The sequence below is a fragment of the Chitinophaga agrisoli genome (assembly GCF_008386695.1).
In the GTDB taxonomy this organism is placed as follows: domain Bacteria; phylum Bacteroidota; class Bacteroidia; order Chitinophagales; family Chitinophagaceae; genus Chitinophaga; species Chitinophaga agrisoli.
The window spans coordinates 3,033,749-3,048,289 of record NZ_VUOC01000004.1 but is presented as its reverse complement, the minus strand read 5'-3'; the positions used below and the strand labels follow the sequence as shown (position 1 = coordinate 3,048,289).

The 14,541-nt window shown below is 50.2% G+C and carries 14 protein-coding genes; all 14 read left to right on the top strand.

The window, feature by feature from the left end:
• Positions 1-50 precede the first annotated feature (50 nt).
• The 14 genes from F0L74_RS31130 (at position 51) to F0L74_RS31065 (ending at position 14,523) form a co-directional block, all read left to right on the top strand.
• Positions 51-614, top strand: coding sequence for an NADH-quinone oxidoreductase subunit B (locus F0L74_RS31130; RefSeq protein ID WP_149841782.1), 564 nt, complete (start codon positions 51-53; stop codon positions 612-614).
• A 70-nt stretch (positions 615-684) separates the two neighbouring features.
• A complete protein-coding gene (locus tag F0L74_RS31125) occupies positions 685-1,188 on the top strand; it encodes an NADH-quinone oxidoreductase subunit C (RefSeq protein ID WP_149841781.1) in 504 nt (167 codons plus the stop codon).
• 85 nt (positions 1,189-1,273) lie between these two features.
• Entirely contained in the window at positions 1,274-2,491 is a 1,218-nt protein-coding gene (locus F0L74_RS31120) for an NADH-quinone oxidoreductase subunit D (protein ID WP_149841780.1), read from the top strand.
• 56 nt (positions 2,492-2,547) lie between these two features.
• Positions 2,548-3,042, top strand: a complete 495-nt coding sequence (gene nuoE, locus F0L74_RS31115; RefSeq protein WP_149841779.1) for an NADH-quinone oxidoreductase subunit NuoE — start codon at positions 2,548-2,550, stop codon at positions 3,040-3,042.
• 231 nt (positions 3,043-3,273) lie between these two features.
• Positions 3,274-4,644, top strand: a complete 1,371-nt coding sequence (gene nuoF, locus F0L74_RS31110; protein WP_149841778.1) for an NADH-quinone oxidoreductase subunit NuoF — start codon at positions 3,274-3,276, stop codon at positions 4,642-4,644.
• A 24-nt stretch (positions 4,645-4,668) separates the two neighbouring features.
• Entirely contained in the window at positions 4,669-5,751 is a 1,083-nt protein-coding gene (locus F0L74_RS31105; protein WP_149841777.1) for an NADH-quinone oxidoreductase subunit G, read from the top strand.
• A gap of 36 nt (positions 5,752-5,787) precedes the next feature.
• Entirely contained in the window at positions 5,788-6,819 is a 1,032-nt protein-coding gene (nuoH, locus tag F0L74_RS31100) for an NADH-quinone oxidoreductase subunit NuoH (protein ID WP_188316242.1), read from the top strand.
• Between the two features lie 51 nt (positions 6,820-6,870).
• On the top strand, positions 6,871-7,380 hold the full coding sequence (gene nuoI / locus F0L74_RS31095) for an NADH-quinone oxidoreductase subunit NuoI (RefSeq protein ID WP_149841776.1): 510 nt from the start codon (positions 6,871-6,873) through the stop codon (positions 7,378-7,380).
• A 7-nt stretch (positions 7,381-7,387) separates the two neighbouring features.
• On the top strand, positions 7,388-7,885 hold the full coding sequence (locus F0L74_RS31090; protein ID WP_149841775.1) for an NADH-quinone oxidoreductase subunit J family protein: 498 nt from the start codon (positions 7,388-7,390) through the stop codon (positions 7,883-7,885).
• A 37-nt stretch (positions 7,886-7,922) separates the two neighbouring features.
• On the top strand, positions 7,923-8,240 hold the full coding sequence (gene nuoK / locus F0L74_RS31085) for an NADH-quinone oxidoreductase subunit NuoK (RefSeq protein WP_149841774.1): 318 nt from the start codon (positions 7,923-7,925) through the stop codon (positions 8,238-8,240).
• A gap of 60 nt (positions 8,241-8,300) precedes the next feature.
• Positions 8,301-10,205, top strand: coding sequence for an NADH-quinone oxidoreductase subunit L (gene nuoL / locus F0L74_RS31080; RefSeq protein WP_149841773.1), 1,905 nt, complete (start codon positions 8,301-8,303; stop codon positions 10,203-10,205).
• 25 nt (positions 10,206-10,230) lie between these two features.
• Positions 10,231-11,667 (top strand): complex I subunit 4 family protein, encoded by a 1,437-nt coding sequence (locus F0L74_RS31075; RefSeq protein ID WP_149841772.1) that lies wholly within the window; start codon positions 10,231-10,233, stop codon positions 11,665-11,667.
• Positions 11,668-11,693: 26 nt separating this feature from the next.
• Positions 11,694-13,070 carry an NADH-quinone oxidoreductase subunit N gene (locus F0L74_RS31070; protein ID WP_149841771.1) on the top strand — a complete coding sequence of 459 codons (1,377 nt, stop codon included), beginning with the start codon at positions 11,694-11,696 and terminating at the stop codon, positions 13,068-13,070.
• A gap of 172 nt (positions 13,071-13,242) precedes the next feature.
• Positions 13,243-14,523, top strand: a complete 1,281-nt coding sequence (locus tag F0L74_RS31065; RefSeq protein ID WP_149841770.1) for an ABC transporter permease — start codon at positions 13,243-13,245, stop codon at positions 14,521-14,523.
• Positions 14,524-14,541: the final 18 nt, after the last annotated feature.

Genomic DNA, 14,541 nt, shown 5'->3' with positions numbered 1-14,541 from the left:
CATCCGTAGAAAGGTAATCTAAACTATAATAATCTTAAATCAGAAAGGATATGGCACGTCCGGTTCAATATAATTCGAAGGTGAAGATGGTGGAAATACCCGAAGGGTATTCCGGTGATGGGTTCTTTGCCACTTCTTTTGACAAAGTGATTGGCGCAGCCCGTAAGAACTCTATCTGGCCGTTGCCCTTTGCTACTTCCTGCTGTGGAATCGAATTCATGGCCACGGCTTCTTCACATTACGATCTGGCACGGTTTGGCTCTGAGCGTATGGCTTTCACGCCCCGCCAGTGCGACCTGTTGATGGTAATGGGCACCATTGCCAAGAAGATGGGCCCCGTTTTACGCCAGGTATACCTGCAAATGGCTGAGCCCCGCTGGGTAATAGCCGTAGGCGCCTGCGCCTGCAGCGGTGGCGTATTTGATACCTACTCCGTATTACAGGGCATAGACCAGGTAATACCGGTAGATGTATACGTACCGGGCTGTCCGCCCCGGCCGGAAGCAATCCTCGACGGATTTATGCGCGTTCAGGACCTGGTAAGCCAGGAAAGCCTGCGCCGCCGTCACTCAGAACGCTATAAGGACCTCATGAATCAATACGGCATCCAGTAACCACTATATAAAAGGATAAGCTGATGTACAGAAAGGACCTTGTATCAATTAAACAGAAAACAAAATCGTGATGTCTTTGACAAACGACTATATAAAGCAAAGATTGGTTGAAAAGTTTGGAGAGGCAATTACCAGTTTCGAAGAATCCTTTGGCGTACTGTCCTTTACAGCACCCGCCGCCCTCAACCTGAAAGTGATGCAGTTCCTGTACGACGAAGAGGAACTGCAATTCCGTTTTTTAACAGATCTCACTGCCGTACACTATCCGCACCAGGTTGGTGCAGAACTGGCAGTAGTGTACCACCTTTATAACTTCCGCGAAAAAATACGGCTGCGTTTTAAGGTATTTGTTCCCGTTGCAGAACCAAAGGTATTTACTGCCTCTAAGTTGTTCGAATCTGCTAACTGGATGGAAAGGGAATCCTATGACTTCTTTGGCGTAGAATTCGTTGGCCATCCCAATCTCAAGCGGATCCTGAACGTGGATGAAATGACGTATTTCCCTATGCGCAAGGAATTCCCCCTGGAAGACCAGAGCCGTGTTGATAAAGACGACGAGATGTTTGGACGCTAAATAATTAACAGTTAGTGACCAATAGTGGATAATGGCGTGTTGTATACAGCTGTGTCATTCTTGGTTATTCATTACTCATTGAACTATGTTAGAGCAGCCACATATAAACCTGCCGCAAGGCTCTATAGAAAAGCAAACTACCACGCTTAACCTGGGTCCTACGCACCCGGCCACCCACGGCGTATTCCAGAATATCCTGGAAATAGACGGCGAACGTGTGGTAAGCGCAGAATCAACGGTGGGGTATATCCACCGCGCATTCGAGAAGATAGCTGAGCGCCGCCCCTACTACCAAATCACGCCTTTAACAGACCGTTTGAACTACTGTTCTTCCCCCATCAACAACATGGGCTGGCACCTGACAGTAGAAAAGCTGCTGGGTATTCAAACGCCCAAACGTGTGGATTACCTGCGTGTGATCATTATGGAGCTGGCCCGTATTACAGACCACCTGGTTTGTAACGGTGTGGTAGGCGTGGATACCGGCGCATTCACCGGCTTCCTGTACCTGATGCAGTACCGTGAGCTGGCATATGAGATCTACGAAGAGATCTGCGGTTCCCGCTTAACGACCAATATCGGCCGTATCGGCGGTTTTGAACGGAACTTTACACCCGCTGCCTTCCAGAAAATAGAAAAATTCCTCGCTGAATATCCTAAAGCCCTCAAAGAATTTGAGACGCTGCTTACCCGTAACCGCATATTTGTGGAAAGGACTACAGGCGTGGGCCCTATCAGCGCGGAAAGAGCCATGAACTACGGCTTTACCGGACCTAACCTCAGGGCAGCCGGCGTGGATTACGATGTAAGGATAGCACAGCCTTACTGCTCTTATGAAGATTTTGACTTTACCATACCTGTAGGCAGCACCGGCGACTGTTACGACCGTTTCCTGGTACGTAACGCGGAAATGTGGCAGAGCCTGAGCATCATCCGCCAGGCTATGGATAAGCTGAAAGGTTTGCCGGAAGATGTGTACCATGCAGACGTGCCTGCCTATTACCTGCCGGAAAAGCAAGATGTATACACGAAAATGGAAGCCCTGATCTATCACTTTAAGATCATCATGGGTGAATCCGATATACTGCCCGGAGAGCTGTATAACGCCGTAGAAGGCGGTAACGGCGAACTGGGTTTCTACCTGATCAGCGACGGTGGGCGCAGCCCGTACCGCCTGCATTTCAGGCGTCCTTGTTTCATTTACTATCAGGCTTATCCTGAACTGGTAAAAGGCGCTATGCTGAGCGATGCCATCATCTGCCTCAGTAGCCTGAACCTGATAGCCGGCGAGCTGGATGCATAATAGCAACCAGGCCGTATTTCTTATTTTGAAGATTAACAATAAAGTAAGTTTTATAAATGGCCGTTCAATTTTCTGAAGAGAAGCTGAATAAAGTAAAAGAGATCATCGCCCGTTACCCGGAAGGGAAACATAAAAGCGCGCTGATACCTGTGTTGCACCTGGCCCAGGAATCGTTCGGCGGCTGGTTGAGCGCAGAGACCATGGATTATGTGGCCTCCCTGCTGCAGATCACGCCGATAGAAGTGTATGAGGTGGCTACCTTTTACAGTATGTTTAACATGCAGCCGGTAGGCAAATACCTCTTTGAAGTATGCCAAACCGGTCCGTGTATGATCAGTGGCTCTGACCAGATCATTGATTATATCAAAAAGAAACTGGGTATTGGCGTAGGAGAGACCACAGCAGACGGGCTTTTTACCCTTAAAACGGTAGAGTGCCTGGGCGCTTGCGGATATGCTCCTATGATGCAGTTGGGCAAACACTTCCGCGAACACCTGACGCCGGAAAAAGTGGATGCCATCATTGAAGAGTGCAGGGCAAAAGCAAACTGACCAACCTAATTAAAACCATACACCACTATGCGAATACTGGAATTATATCACCGGCATAAAATGTTGTTACTGGATCTGGTCTTATTACTGATCATGTGCAGTGGATTGTGGAACCGGCAGCATGCGATGATAGGGTTTCTTTGTGGATTAGGCACCGGCATAATGCTGTATCGTATAGGAGAGCGCTTTTCAAGAGAAAGGATCAGGAAAGCGGATAACATAATATAAATCATGGCACGCAAACTACTTTTAGACAAAGCACATATTGAGAATATCCGGTACTACGATGTGTACCGGGCCAATGGAGGGTATGCCGCTGCTGAAAAAGTGTTCAAAGGCATGAGCCCGGAACAGGTAGTGGAAGAAGTGAAGAAGAGCGGCCTGCGCGGCCGTGGTGGCGCCGGTTTCCCTACCGGTTTAAAATGGAGCTTCCTGGCCAAACCGGAAGGTGTGCCCCGTTACCTGGTGTGCAACGCAGACGAATCTGAGCCGGGCACCTTTAAGGACCGTTACCTCATGGAGTTCCTGCCGCACTTGTTGATAGAAGGCCTGCTGATCTCCAGTTTTGCTTTGGGCGCTCACCGTACTTACATCTACATCCGTGGCGAATACGCCTGGATCCCGGATATCCTGGAAGAAGCTATCGAAGAAGCTAAGCGGAATAACTGGTTAGGCAAGAATATACAAGGCACCGGGTATGACCTGGAAATATATGTACAACGCGGTGCAGGCGCTTATATCTGCGGCGAGGAAACAGCCCTGATAGAATCCCTGGAAGGTAAACGCGGTAACCCGCGCATTAAGCCGCCATTCCCCGCTGTAAAGGGATTGTGGGAATCGCCTACCGTGGTGAACAACGTAGAGACCTTAGCGGCCGTAGTGCCCATCATCAATATAGGCGGTGAGGAATACGCCAAGATCGGTATCGGTAAATCTACTGGTACTAAGCTGATCTCCGCCTGTGGTAACATCAACAAACCGGGTGTGTATGAAATAGGAATGGATATCTCCGTAGAGGAGTTCATTTATTCTGATGAATACTGCGGCGGTATTGCCAATGGCAAACGCCTGAAAGCCTGCATACCGGGCGGTTCTTCCGTTCCCATCCTGCCGGCTAACCTGCTGCTGAAAACAGCAAAAGGCGAGCCCCGTATGATGACGTACGAAGGCCTGAATGATGGCGGTTTCGTCACCGGCTCCATGCTGGGCTCCGGCGGTTTTATTGTGCTGGACGAAGACCAGTGCGTGGTGCGCAACACCTTAACGCTGGCCCGTTTCTACCACCACGAAAGCTGCGGACAGTGCAGCCCCTGCCGCGAAGGCACCGGTTGGATGAAGCGCGTGCTCAACAACATCGAGAACGGAAAAGGAAAGATGAGTGATATAGACCTGCTGTGGGATATACAACGCAAAATAGAAGGCAACACCATTTGCCCGCTGGGAGATGCGGCCGCATGGCCTATAGCTGCCGCCATCCGTCACTTCCGTGACGAGTTTGAGTGGCATGTGCTGAACCCGGAAGAATGTCTGAAACGTAACTATGGCCTGGCGCATTATGCAGATCCCTTACCGGTACCTGCTGCCGTTGCCGCCGCAGTGTAATGCCACAGCTTTAAACATATAAAAATGGCTGACGAGAAAAAATTATTCAAGGTCAAGATCGATAATATCTCCGTGGAAGTGGAGCCGGGTACTACTATCCTCAATGCTGCCCGCCAGATAGGAGGGGATATTGTGCCGCCGGCAATGTGTTATTATTCCAAATTACAGGGCAGCGGCGGCAAATGCCGTACCTGCCTGGTAAAAGTAACCAAAGGCTCCGAGGCCGATCCGCGCCCTATGCCCAAACTGGTGGCCAGCTGCCGTACTACCGTAATGGATGGTATGGAAGTAGCCAACATCACCTCTCCGGAAGTACAGGACGCCCGCAAAGGCGTAGTGGAGTTCCTGCTGCTTAACCACCCGCTGGATTGCCCCGTGTGCGACCAGGCGGGCGAATGTGATTTGCAGAACCTGGGTTATGAACATGGAGCAGATGGTACCCGCTACGAATTCAAACGCCGCACATTTGACCAGATAGATATAGGCGATAACATCAAACTGCACATGACGCGCTGCATACTTTGCTACCGTTGTGTATTCACCGCAGACCAGCTCACCAACCGGCGCGAGCACGGTATCCTGGGCCGCGGCGAACATGCAGAGATCAGCACTTATATCCATAAAGCGCTGGACAATGACTTTATCGGCAACGTAATAGATGTATGCCCCGTAGGCGCCCTCACAGACCGGACCTTCCGCTTCAAGAACCGCGTATGGTTCCTGAAACCGGTGGATGCGCACCGTAACTGTGATAAATGCTGCGGCAAGACCGTGCTGTGGATGCGTGGGGATGAGATCTTCCGCGTAACCGCCCGCAAGGATAAATATGGCGAGGTAGAAGAGTTCATCTGCGATACCTGCCGTTTCGATACCAAAGAAGCCAGCGCCTGGACCATAGAAGGCCCGCGCAAGATAGACCGTCACAGCGTGATCTCACAGGGCCACTATGTAGGCACCGTGAAACCGAAGGAAATCCTCACGGATGTGCTGGATGGCCGCCAACCGCGCCTGCTGATGGATATCCATAGCGTGAGCGAGGTGAACCGGCCGGAGATCGATCTGTCTAAAATAGACGGCCCGGCCCATTCGGATGATTTCAGGAAGTAATTCGTAAATAGTAATTGACAATTCGTAATTGATATTATGGTTATAGATTGGGTATTTATAGTGGAGAAATTAGCGCTCATCTCAGGTGTGCTGGCTCTTTCATTGGGAGTTGCCATGTACTCTACCTGGGGCGAAAGGAAGGTAGCCGCTATTATACAGGACAGGCGCGGTCCTAACCGTGCAGGTTTTATGGGGCTGTTACAACCCCTGGCGGATGGCGGTAAACTCTTCTTCAAGGAAGAGATCATCCCCACCAATTCCCATCGCTTCCTCTTCATCCTGGGGCCTTCCGTGGCTATGCTGGTAGCTTGTATGACCAGCGCCGTTATTCCCTGGGGTGATGTGCTCACCATTGCCGGCCGGCAGATCCCCCTGCAGGTGGCAGACATCAACATCGGCATCCTGTACATCTTTGGCGTAGTGAGCCTGGGTGTATATGGTATTATGCTGGGTGGCTGGGCCTCCAATAATAAATTCTCACTGCTGGCATCCGTGCGCGCTGCTTCTCAGATCATCTCCTATGAGCTGGCATTGGGCCTGTCCCTGATTGCCCTGCTCATGTTCACCGGCTCCCTGAGCCTGAAGGATATCGTAGAACAGCAACGCCATGGCCTCTGGAATATAGTATATCAGCCTTTGGGCTTTATCATTTTCCTGGTATGCGCCTTTGCAGAATGTAACCGTACGCCGTTTGACCTGCCGGAAGCGGAGAATGAGCTGAACGGCGGTTACCACCTCGAGTACTCTTCTATGAAACTGGGCTTTTACCTGTTTGCAGAATATATAAACATGTTTATCAGTTCTGCATTGATGGCCAGCCTGTACTTTGGCGGTTACAGCTTCCCCGGCATGGATAGCCTGGGTCTGGCCCCCAACCTGGTAACCATCTTAGGTTTTGTAGCTTTGTTCATCAAGATCTTGTTATTCCTGTTCTTTTTTATGTGGGTACGTTGGACCATACCGCGGTTCCGGTATGACCAGCTGATGCGCTTAGGATGGAACATCATGATCCCGCTGGCATTAGTAAATATGCTAATCACCGGCGCGATCATCCTGGCCCGCCAGTAAGCAGTAAGTGAAAGTGTAACTGAAAAGAAACAATTAAACGCATTACCGATCATGCAAGCATTAACAACCAGGGTTAAACCGGTAGACCGCAGACCCCTGACATTTGTAGAGCGACTATATATACCATCCATCCTCAAAGGGATGATGATCACCTTTAAGCACATCTTTAAAAAGAAGGCTACGGTGAACTACCCGGAAGAAAAACGCCCCTTTAGCCCCGTATTCCGCGGGCTGCACATCCTGAACAGGGATGAAGAGGGCCGTGAAAGATGTACCGCCTGTGGCTTATGCGCCGTTGCTTGCCCGGCAGAGGCCATTACCATGGAAGCGGCAGAAAGAAAGCCCGGCGAAGAGAACCTGTACCGCGAAGAGAAATACGCCGCCCGTTACGAGATCAATATGCTGCGTTGTATATTCTGCGGGTTCTGTGAAGAAGCATGCCCTAAGGATGCCATCTACTTAACAGAGACTTTTGCGCCCGCTCACTACGAGCGTAAAGGCTTTATATATGGCAAACCGGACCTGCTGATCCCCGATCCTAAAGAAAAACAAACTGTTTAAATCGTTTATGAGTACGCAACAAATCATTTTCCTGGTACTTTCTGCAATATCCCTGGCTTCCGCCATGGGGGTGATACTGAGCAAAAATCCGGTCACCAGCGTATTATGCCTGATCCTTACCTTCTTTACCATAGCCGGTCACTACGTAATGCTGAACGCCCAGTTCCTGGCCGTGGTGCATATCATCGTATATGCCGGCGCTATCATGGTGTTGTTCCTCTTCGTGATCATGTTGATGAACCTCAACGCCGATGTGGAACCACAGAAACGTAACTGGCTCAAATATGCCGGCGCTATCAGCGGCGGTACCCTGCTGGTGATCATGGTGGCCGCCCTGCGCGATGCGAGCATGCCTTCCCTCCAGGGCGGCGCTACAGAGATTGGCCTTATCGCCAACCTGGGAAAGACCTTGTTCCATGAATATGTAGTGCCGTTTGAAGTAAGCAGCGTGTTATTCCTCAGCGCTATGGTAGGCGCCGTGGTAATAGGCAAAAAGGAAGACTAGTACATCATTCGTAATTGATAATTCGTAATTAAAAGATATGCCTGTTCAATATTACATATTCCTTAGCATTGCATTGTTCTGCATCGGGGTAATGGGCGTGCTGATGCGCAGGAACGCCATCATCATCTTCATGTGCATAGAGCTGATGCTGAACGCCGTGAACCTGCTGCTGGTTGCGTTCTCTAAAATGTGGGCCGATGCCGGCCGCATAGACGCCGCCGCCGCACAGATCTTTGTATTCTTTATAATGGTGGTAGCCGCTGCGGAAGTAGCCGTAGGCCTGGCCATTATTGTGATGGTATACAGGAATACGCATTCCGTAGACATTAATATCCTGAACAGGTTGAAAAACTGATGTGCTGAGAAAGAGCAGATCATCCGCATCCAATTCGTAATTGTAATTCGTTATTTATAAATGATCAATCTAGTTTGGCTGGTACCATTTTTACCATTATTAGGATTCCTGATTAATGGATTAGGAAGGAGATATCTATCCAAATCCCAGGTAGGCATTGTGGGCAGCGGTGTAATACTGGCAGCCTTTGTGGTGAGCGTATTGATGTTCCTGGAGGTTAGGCAGCCGGGATTTAGCGTGCAGCCCTACACCCTGTTTGACTTTATCTCAGTAGGCAGCCTGCATATTCCCTTTGCCTTCCAGGTAGACCAGCTGAGCGCCTTATTCCTCCTGATCATTACCGGCGTAGGGTCATTGATCCATATCTACTCCACCTCTTATATGCACGATGAAAGTAACGAAGGCTTTGCCCGTTACTTTGCCTACCTGAACCTGTTCGTGTTCTCCATGCTCATACTGGTGCTGGGCGCCAACTATGTAATGATGTTCATTGGCTGGGAAGGCGTAGGGCTCTGCTCTTACCTGCTCATCGGCTTCTGGTTTAAGAATACTTCCTATAACGTTGCCGCCAAAAAAGCCTTTGTGATGAACCGCATTGGTGACCTGGGTTTCCTGCTGGGTATCTTCCTGATGATTGCCCTGTTTGGCAGCGTAACTTATGTAGATGTGTTCCCCCGCGCTGCCGGTATCGGTGGCCACGGCGATAGCGGTTTAATTGCCATCATCGCGCTGCTGCTGTTTGTAGGCGCTATGGGTAAATCTGCACAGATCCCCCTGTATACCTGGTTGCCGGACGCGATGGCCGGTCCTACCCCGGTATCCGCTCTTATCCACGCCGCAACCATGGTAACTGCAGGTATCTATATGATAGCGCGCAGCAACGTGTTATATACCCTTGCCCCGCATGTCCAGACGCTGATCATGATCATTGGTGTGGCAACTGCGTTGCTGGCGGCATCTATCGCGCTTAAACAGAATGATATCAAAAAAGTGCTGGCTTATTCTACCGTAAGTCAGCTGGGTTATATGTTCATTGCACTGGGTACCGGCGCTTATACCGCCGCCGTATTCCACGTAATGACGCACGCCTTCTTTAAAGCCCTGCTGTTCCTGGGCTCCGGTTCCGTGATACATGCTATGGGCGGCGAACAGGATATCCGCAAAATGGGCGGCCTTAAAAAATATATGCCGGTTACCAACGCCACCTTCTTAATTGGTTGTTTGGCTATTGCCGGTATACCGGGCCTCTCCGGTTTCTTCTCCAAAGATGAGATCCTGGCGCATGCCTTCGAGGTTAATAAGATCGTATATGCCCTGGCCCTGGCCGGCGCATTGATGACCGCGTTTTACATGTTCCGCTTATACTACATCACCTTCTCCGGCAGCTTCCGCGGCACGCATGACCAGGAGCATCACCTGCACGAAAGTCCTTCCGCTATCACCATTCCCCTGGTAATACTGGCTATACTTTCTGTAGTAGGCGGTTACATAGGTATGCCGGAAGTATTTGGGGTAAAACACTGGCTGGCAGAATACCTGGCGCCTGTGTTTGCGCCTTCCGCGCCTTTTGCGGAAGTACACCCGCTGGAGCATAGCATGGAATGGATGCTGATGGGTATCAGCTCCGTGCTGGTGATCGTCTTTATCTTCATTGCCCGCGCTAAATACGCCAGGTTTGAAGATACCGGCCGTGAGAACACCGGTTTTGCCAAAGTGCTGGAGAACAAATGGTATGTGGATGAGCTGTATGACGCCGTGATCGTAAAACCGCTGGGTATGTTATCCGCTTTCTTACAGGATGTGCTGGAGAAAGCAGGGATAGACAGGCTGGTGAATGGCGTAGGGCGCGGCGTACAATGGGGCAGCCAGCAGGCGCGCAGGTTACAGAACGGCCAGGTAGGCTTCTATGTATTTGCCATGGTAATAGGTATTATCGTATTATTTGTGATAGGACTTTTAATTTAAGGTTTAGAAGCGAACGCAAAAGATTATGTTGACAGTTTTACTAATATTGATCCCTTTGGTAACAGGCCTCATTACATTTGGCCTTAAGGGATCAGGACCTAAAGTGCTGGGCCTGATATCATCCCTGGCGTCTTTAGCCGTAGTGATAGGCGCATTGTTCCAGTTCCGCACAGCACCGGATGCGTTACATTTGGTAGCACCCTGGATCCCGCAGCTGGGCGCCCAGTTTAATGTGGGGCTGGATGGCATGGCCGTTATGCTTTGTTTGCTCACCAACATTGCCTTCCTGCTGGTGTTCATCACCATCTATAACCGCAGCTACGAAAGGGCCAGCAGCTTTTATGGCCTCATGCTCCTTTCCCAGGCCGGCCTGATAGGCGTATTTACCGCCTATGACGCCATGCTGTTCTATGTGTTCTGGGAACTGGCCCTGATACCGGTCTACTTCCTCTGCTCCATGTGGGGCGGCGAAAAACGGATACCGGTTACCTTCAAATTCTTTGTATACACGTTTGCAGGCTCCCTGCTTATGCTGGTAGGTATCATTTACCTGTACCTGCAGTCGCCGGACCGTTCTTTCAGCTATACCACCTTTACCAACCTGAACCTGCCGGTGCAGGAGCAGTCCTGGTTATTCTGGCTGCTGTTTGTGGCCTTCGCCATCAAAATGCCCATCTTCCCCTTCCATACCTGGCAGCCGGATACTTACGAGCAATCGCCTACACCCGTTACCATGATCCTTTCCGGCGTAATGGTGAAAATGGGCCTGTTTGGCGTGATCCGCTGGCTGCTGCCGGTAGTGCCCCAGGGCGCTTATATGTGGGCAGAGGTGGCCATGGTGTTATCCGTGATCGGTATCATCTACGCCTCCTGTATCGCTATCGTACAAACAGATATTAAACGCCTGATCGCATACTCTTCCATCGCTCACGTTGGCCTTATGTGCGCCGCTATCTTTGCCAATAACGAGCAAAGCCTGCAGGGCATACAGATCCAGATGTTCAACCACGGTATCAATATCATTGGGCTGTGGATAGTGGTAGAGATCATCCAGCAAAGGCTTAACATAAAGAACATGGACGAGATGGGCGGTATTGCGCAGTATGCGCCCCGTTTATCTATCTTCCTGGTCATTATCGCATTAGCCAATATCGCACTGCCGCTTACCAATGGTTTTATAGGCGAGTTCCTGATGTTCAGTGGCCTGTTCCAGTATAATTTCTGGCTCATGGGCGTAGCTGGTCTGGGTATCATCCTGGCCGCGGTATACACGCTGAATATGGTGCAGAAAGTGATCTTTGGACAGGGTAACGCATTAACCGCTACTACGGTAGACCTCCAGAATACGGAGCTGGTGGCGTTAAGCCTCATCGTGGGAGTGATCCTGTTTCTGGGTGTTTATCCAAAACCCATGTTGGACCTGGTAGGTAGTACAACAGAACTGGTGAATAAGGTATTTTAGTTAGTCTTTTTTTGTAACAGAAAAATATGAACGCATTAATTTCTACTGCTTTATCGGGTGTTATACTGATGTTTGTCGGGCTGTTCGTGAACAATAAGCAGCAAATAAAATATTTTGCTATAGCACTGGTGCTGATCGCATTTGTGGCTAATCTGCTGGAAGCCGGTACGCTACAGGGAGGCAGCAGCCGTGCCTTCTTTGGCATGCTGGAAGTAAGCAGGTTCAGCATACTGTTCAACGCCGTAATGCTGGGCGCCACCCTGTTGTATTTTATGCTGTCAGGCAGGGAGTTTGAAAAAGTAGGAGAGCATGTAGCGGATTACTTTGCGCTGGTATTTTTTATCCTCTCCGGCATTATGCTGGCTACTGGTTTCAGCAACCTGCTGATGCTGTTCCTCGCCATCGAGATCATTTCCATACCGCAATACATACTGGCAGGTAGCGACAAAAAGAACCTGAAGAGCAACGAGGCCTCCCTCAAGTACTTCCTGATGGGCTCTTTCTCTACAGGTATCCTGCTCATGGGCATCACCCTTATCTACGGCGCCACCGGCACTTTTAATATCGCGGAGCTGGCCCTGGGTACCGGAGAACTGCATCCTTTAACAATAGGGGGCATTATGCTGCTCATTTTTGCCCTCGCATTCAAGGTATCCGCAGCGCCCTTCCACTTCTGGACGCCGGATGTATATGATGGTTCACCTACCGTATTCACCTCTTTTATGGCTACCGTGGTAAAGGCGGGTGGTTTTATCGCCTTCCTGCGCCTGTTCCATGTAAGCTTTACCGGCGGCGCTATCAGCAGCCACTGGCTGCCGGTGCTGGCCATTATTGCAGCCGCCACGCTGTTACTGGGCAACCTTACCGCCGTATTCCAGCAGAGCGTAAAACGTATGCTGGCTTACTCCAGTATTGCGCAGGCAGGGTTTATGCTGCTGGCGGTGATCGCCCTTAACGAGACCGCCACCCAGGGCATTGTACTGTATGCCGCCGCTTATAGCGTAGCCACCATCGGTATGTTTGCCGTGCTCATGAAAGTAAAGGATTATACCTTTGAAGGATTTAATGGCCTGGCCCGCAAGCAGCCGCTCCTGGCGCTGGCAGCTACCATCTTCCTGTTCTCCCTGGCAGGTATGCCGCTCACGGCTGGTTTCTTTGCCAAATATTTCGTGCTCTCTGCTGCCGTACAGCAAGGGCAGTTACTGTGGCTGGTGATCCTGGCCGTTATTTGCGCCGCCATCAGCGTATACTACTATTTCCGGGTCATCATCGCCATGTACTTTAAAACAGGAGAGCCGCAGGTAGAGCCTTTTACCCCTGCTTTTAAAGCATTACTGATCGCAACTATCATCATTGTAATACTGCTGGGCGTATACCCCGGCGTGCTGTTACAGTGGGCCTAAGATCTTAGCATACATGCAGAAAGGTGAAAAATGAAGGGGTACGCCTCCCGTTTTTCACCTTTTTTCTTTTGCGCCCTGGCAACTTTTCCTGACCCTTTTTTCTGCGCCCGCTCTTCACTATTCCCCTTTCTCCTTCCAACTTTTATATTAACTTTATGTATAACCCTTCACTATGCGATTCCGTGACATATTCTCCCTGGCCGCCCGTTCTATCAGTGGCAACCGCTTACGCACCGGACTAACTGTGCTGATCATTGCCTTTGGTATCATGGCGCTGGTAGGGATCCTTACCGCCATAGACAGTATTAAGGGCAGTTTGTACAGCAGCTTTGCCAGCATGGGAGCCAACAGCTTCTCCATCCGCAACCGGGAGATGATGATCCGCATAGGCAATGGTGATAATGCCACTAAAGGCAACAGCAAACAACAACAGAAAAAAGTACGTACCTCCAACCGTAATAAAAGGATCTCTTACGATGAGGCGATGGATTTTAAACAGCGCTTCACCTTTCCCTCTATGGTCTGCATTTCCTTTAATGCCGCTGGCGGCCTTACCGTGTATAAGGATAATAAAAAGACCAATCCCAATGTAACAGTGATGGGGGGCGATGAGAACTATGTAGCATTCTCCAATTATACCCTGGACCAGGGCCGTAATTTCACCGCACAGGAAGTGCAGTCCGGTGGCAATGTGGCAATATTGGGACATGATGTGGCATTAAAGCTCTTTGGCCGCAACCTCAAAAACGTAGTGAATAATGCAGTACGTGTGGGCGATGTCCGTTATAAGGTCATAGGTGTGCTGGCCTCTAAAGGCAGCAGCAATATCATGAGCGCGGATAACATTGTGCTCACCTCCGTAAACAACACGCGCCGCGTCTTTAACCGGCCCAATGCCTCGTACCAGATAGGCGTATCTGTGAATAATGTAGCCCAGCTGGAGTCTGCTATAGGGGAGGCCACCGGCCTTTTCCGCATCATCCGCCAGCTGGATCTTAATGAAAGCGAGAACTTCTACATCAGCAAAAGTGATAGCCTGGCAGAGATGTTATTTGCCAACCTGCGTAAGATAACCCTTGCTGCGGCAGTGATTGGCTTTATCACCTTATTTGGCTCCGCCATCGGCTTAATGAACATCATGCTGGTGTCTGTAGCAGAGCGTACCCGCGAAATAGGCGTAAACAAAGCACTGGGCGCTACCGCCCCCACCATACGCAAACAGTTCATTTACGAATCCATTATCATTAGCGTTACCGGCGGTTTGCTGGGCGTGTTCCTGGGCATGATAGTTGGTAACGTAATGTCTTTATTGCTAAAATCCAGTTTCGTAGTGCCCTGGTTGTGGATCACACTGGGCATTGGCATGTGTGCTACCGTAGGATTGATATCCGGTATCTATCCTGCTATGAAGGCCGCCCGCCTGGATCCGATTGTAGCGCTCCGCTACGAATAACCGTTTACATACTACCAT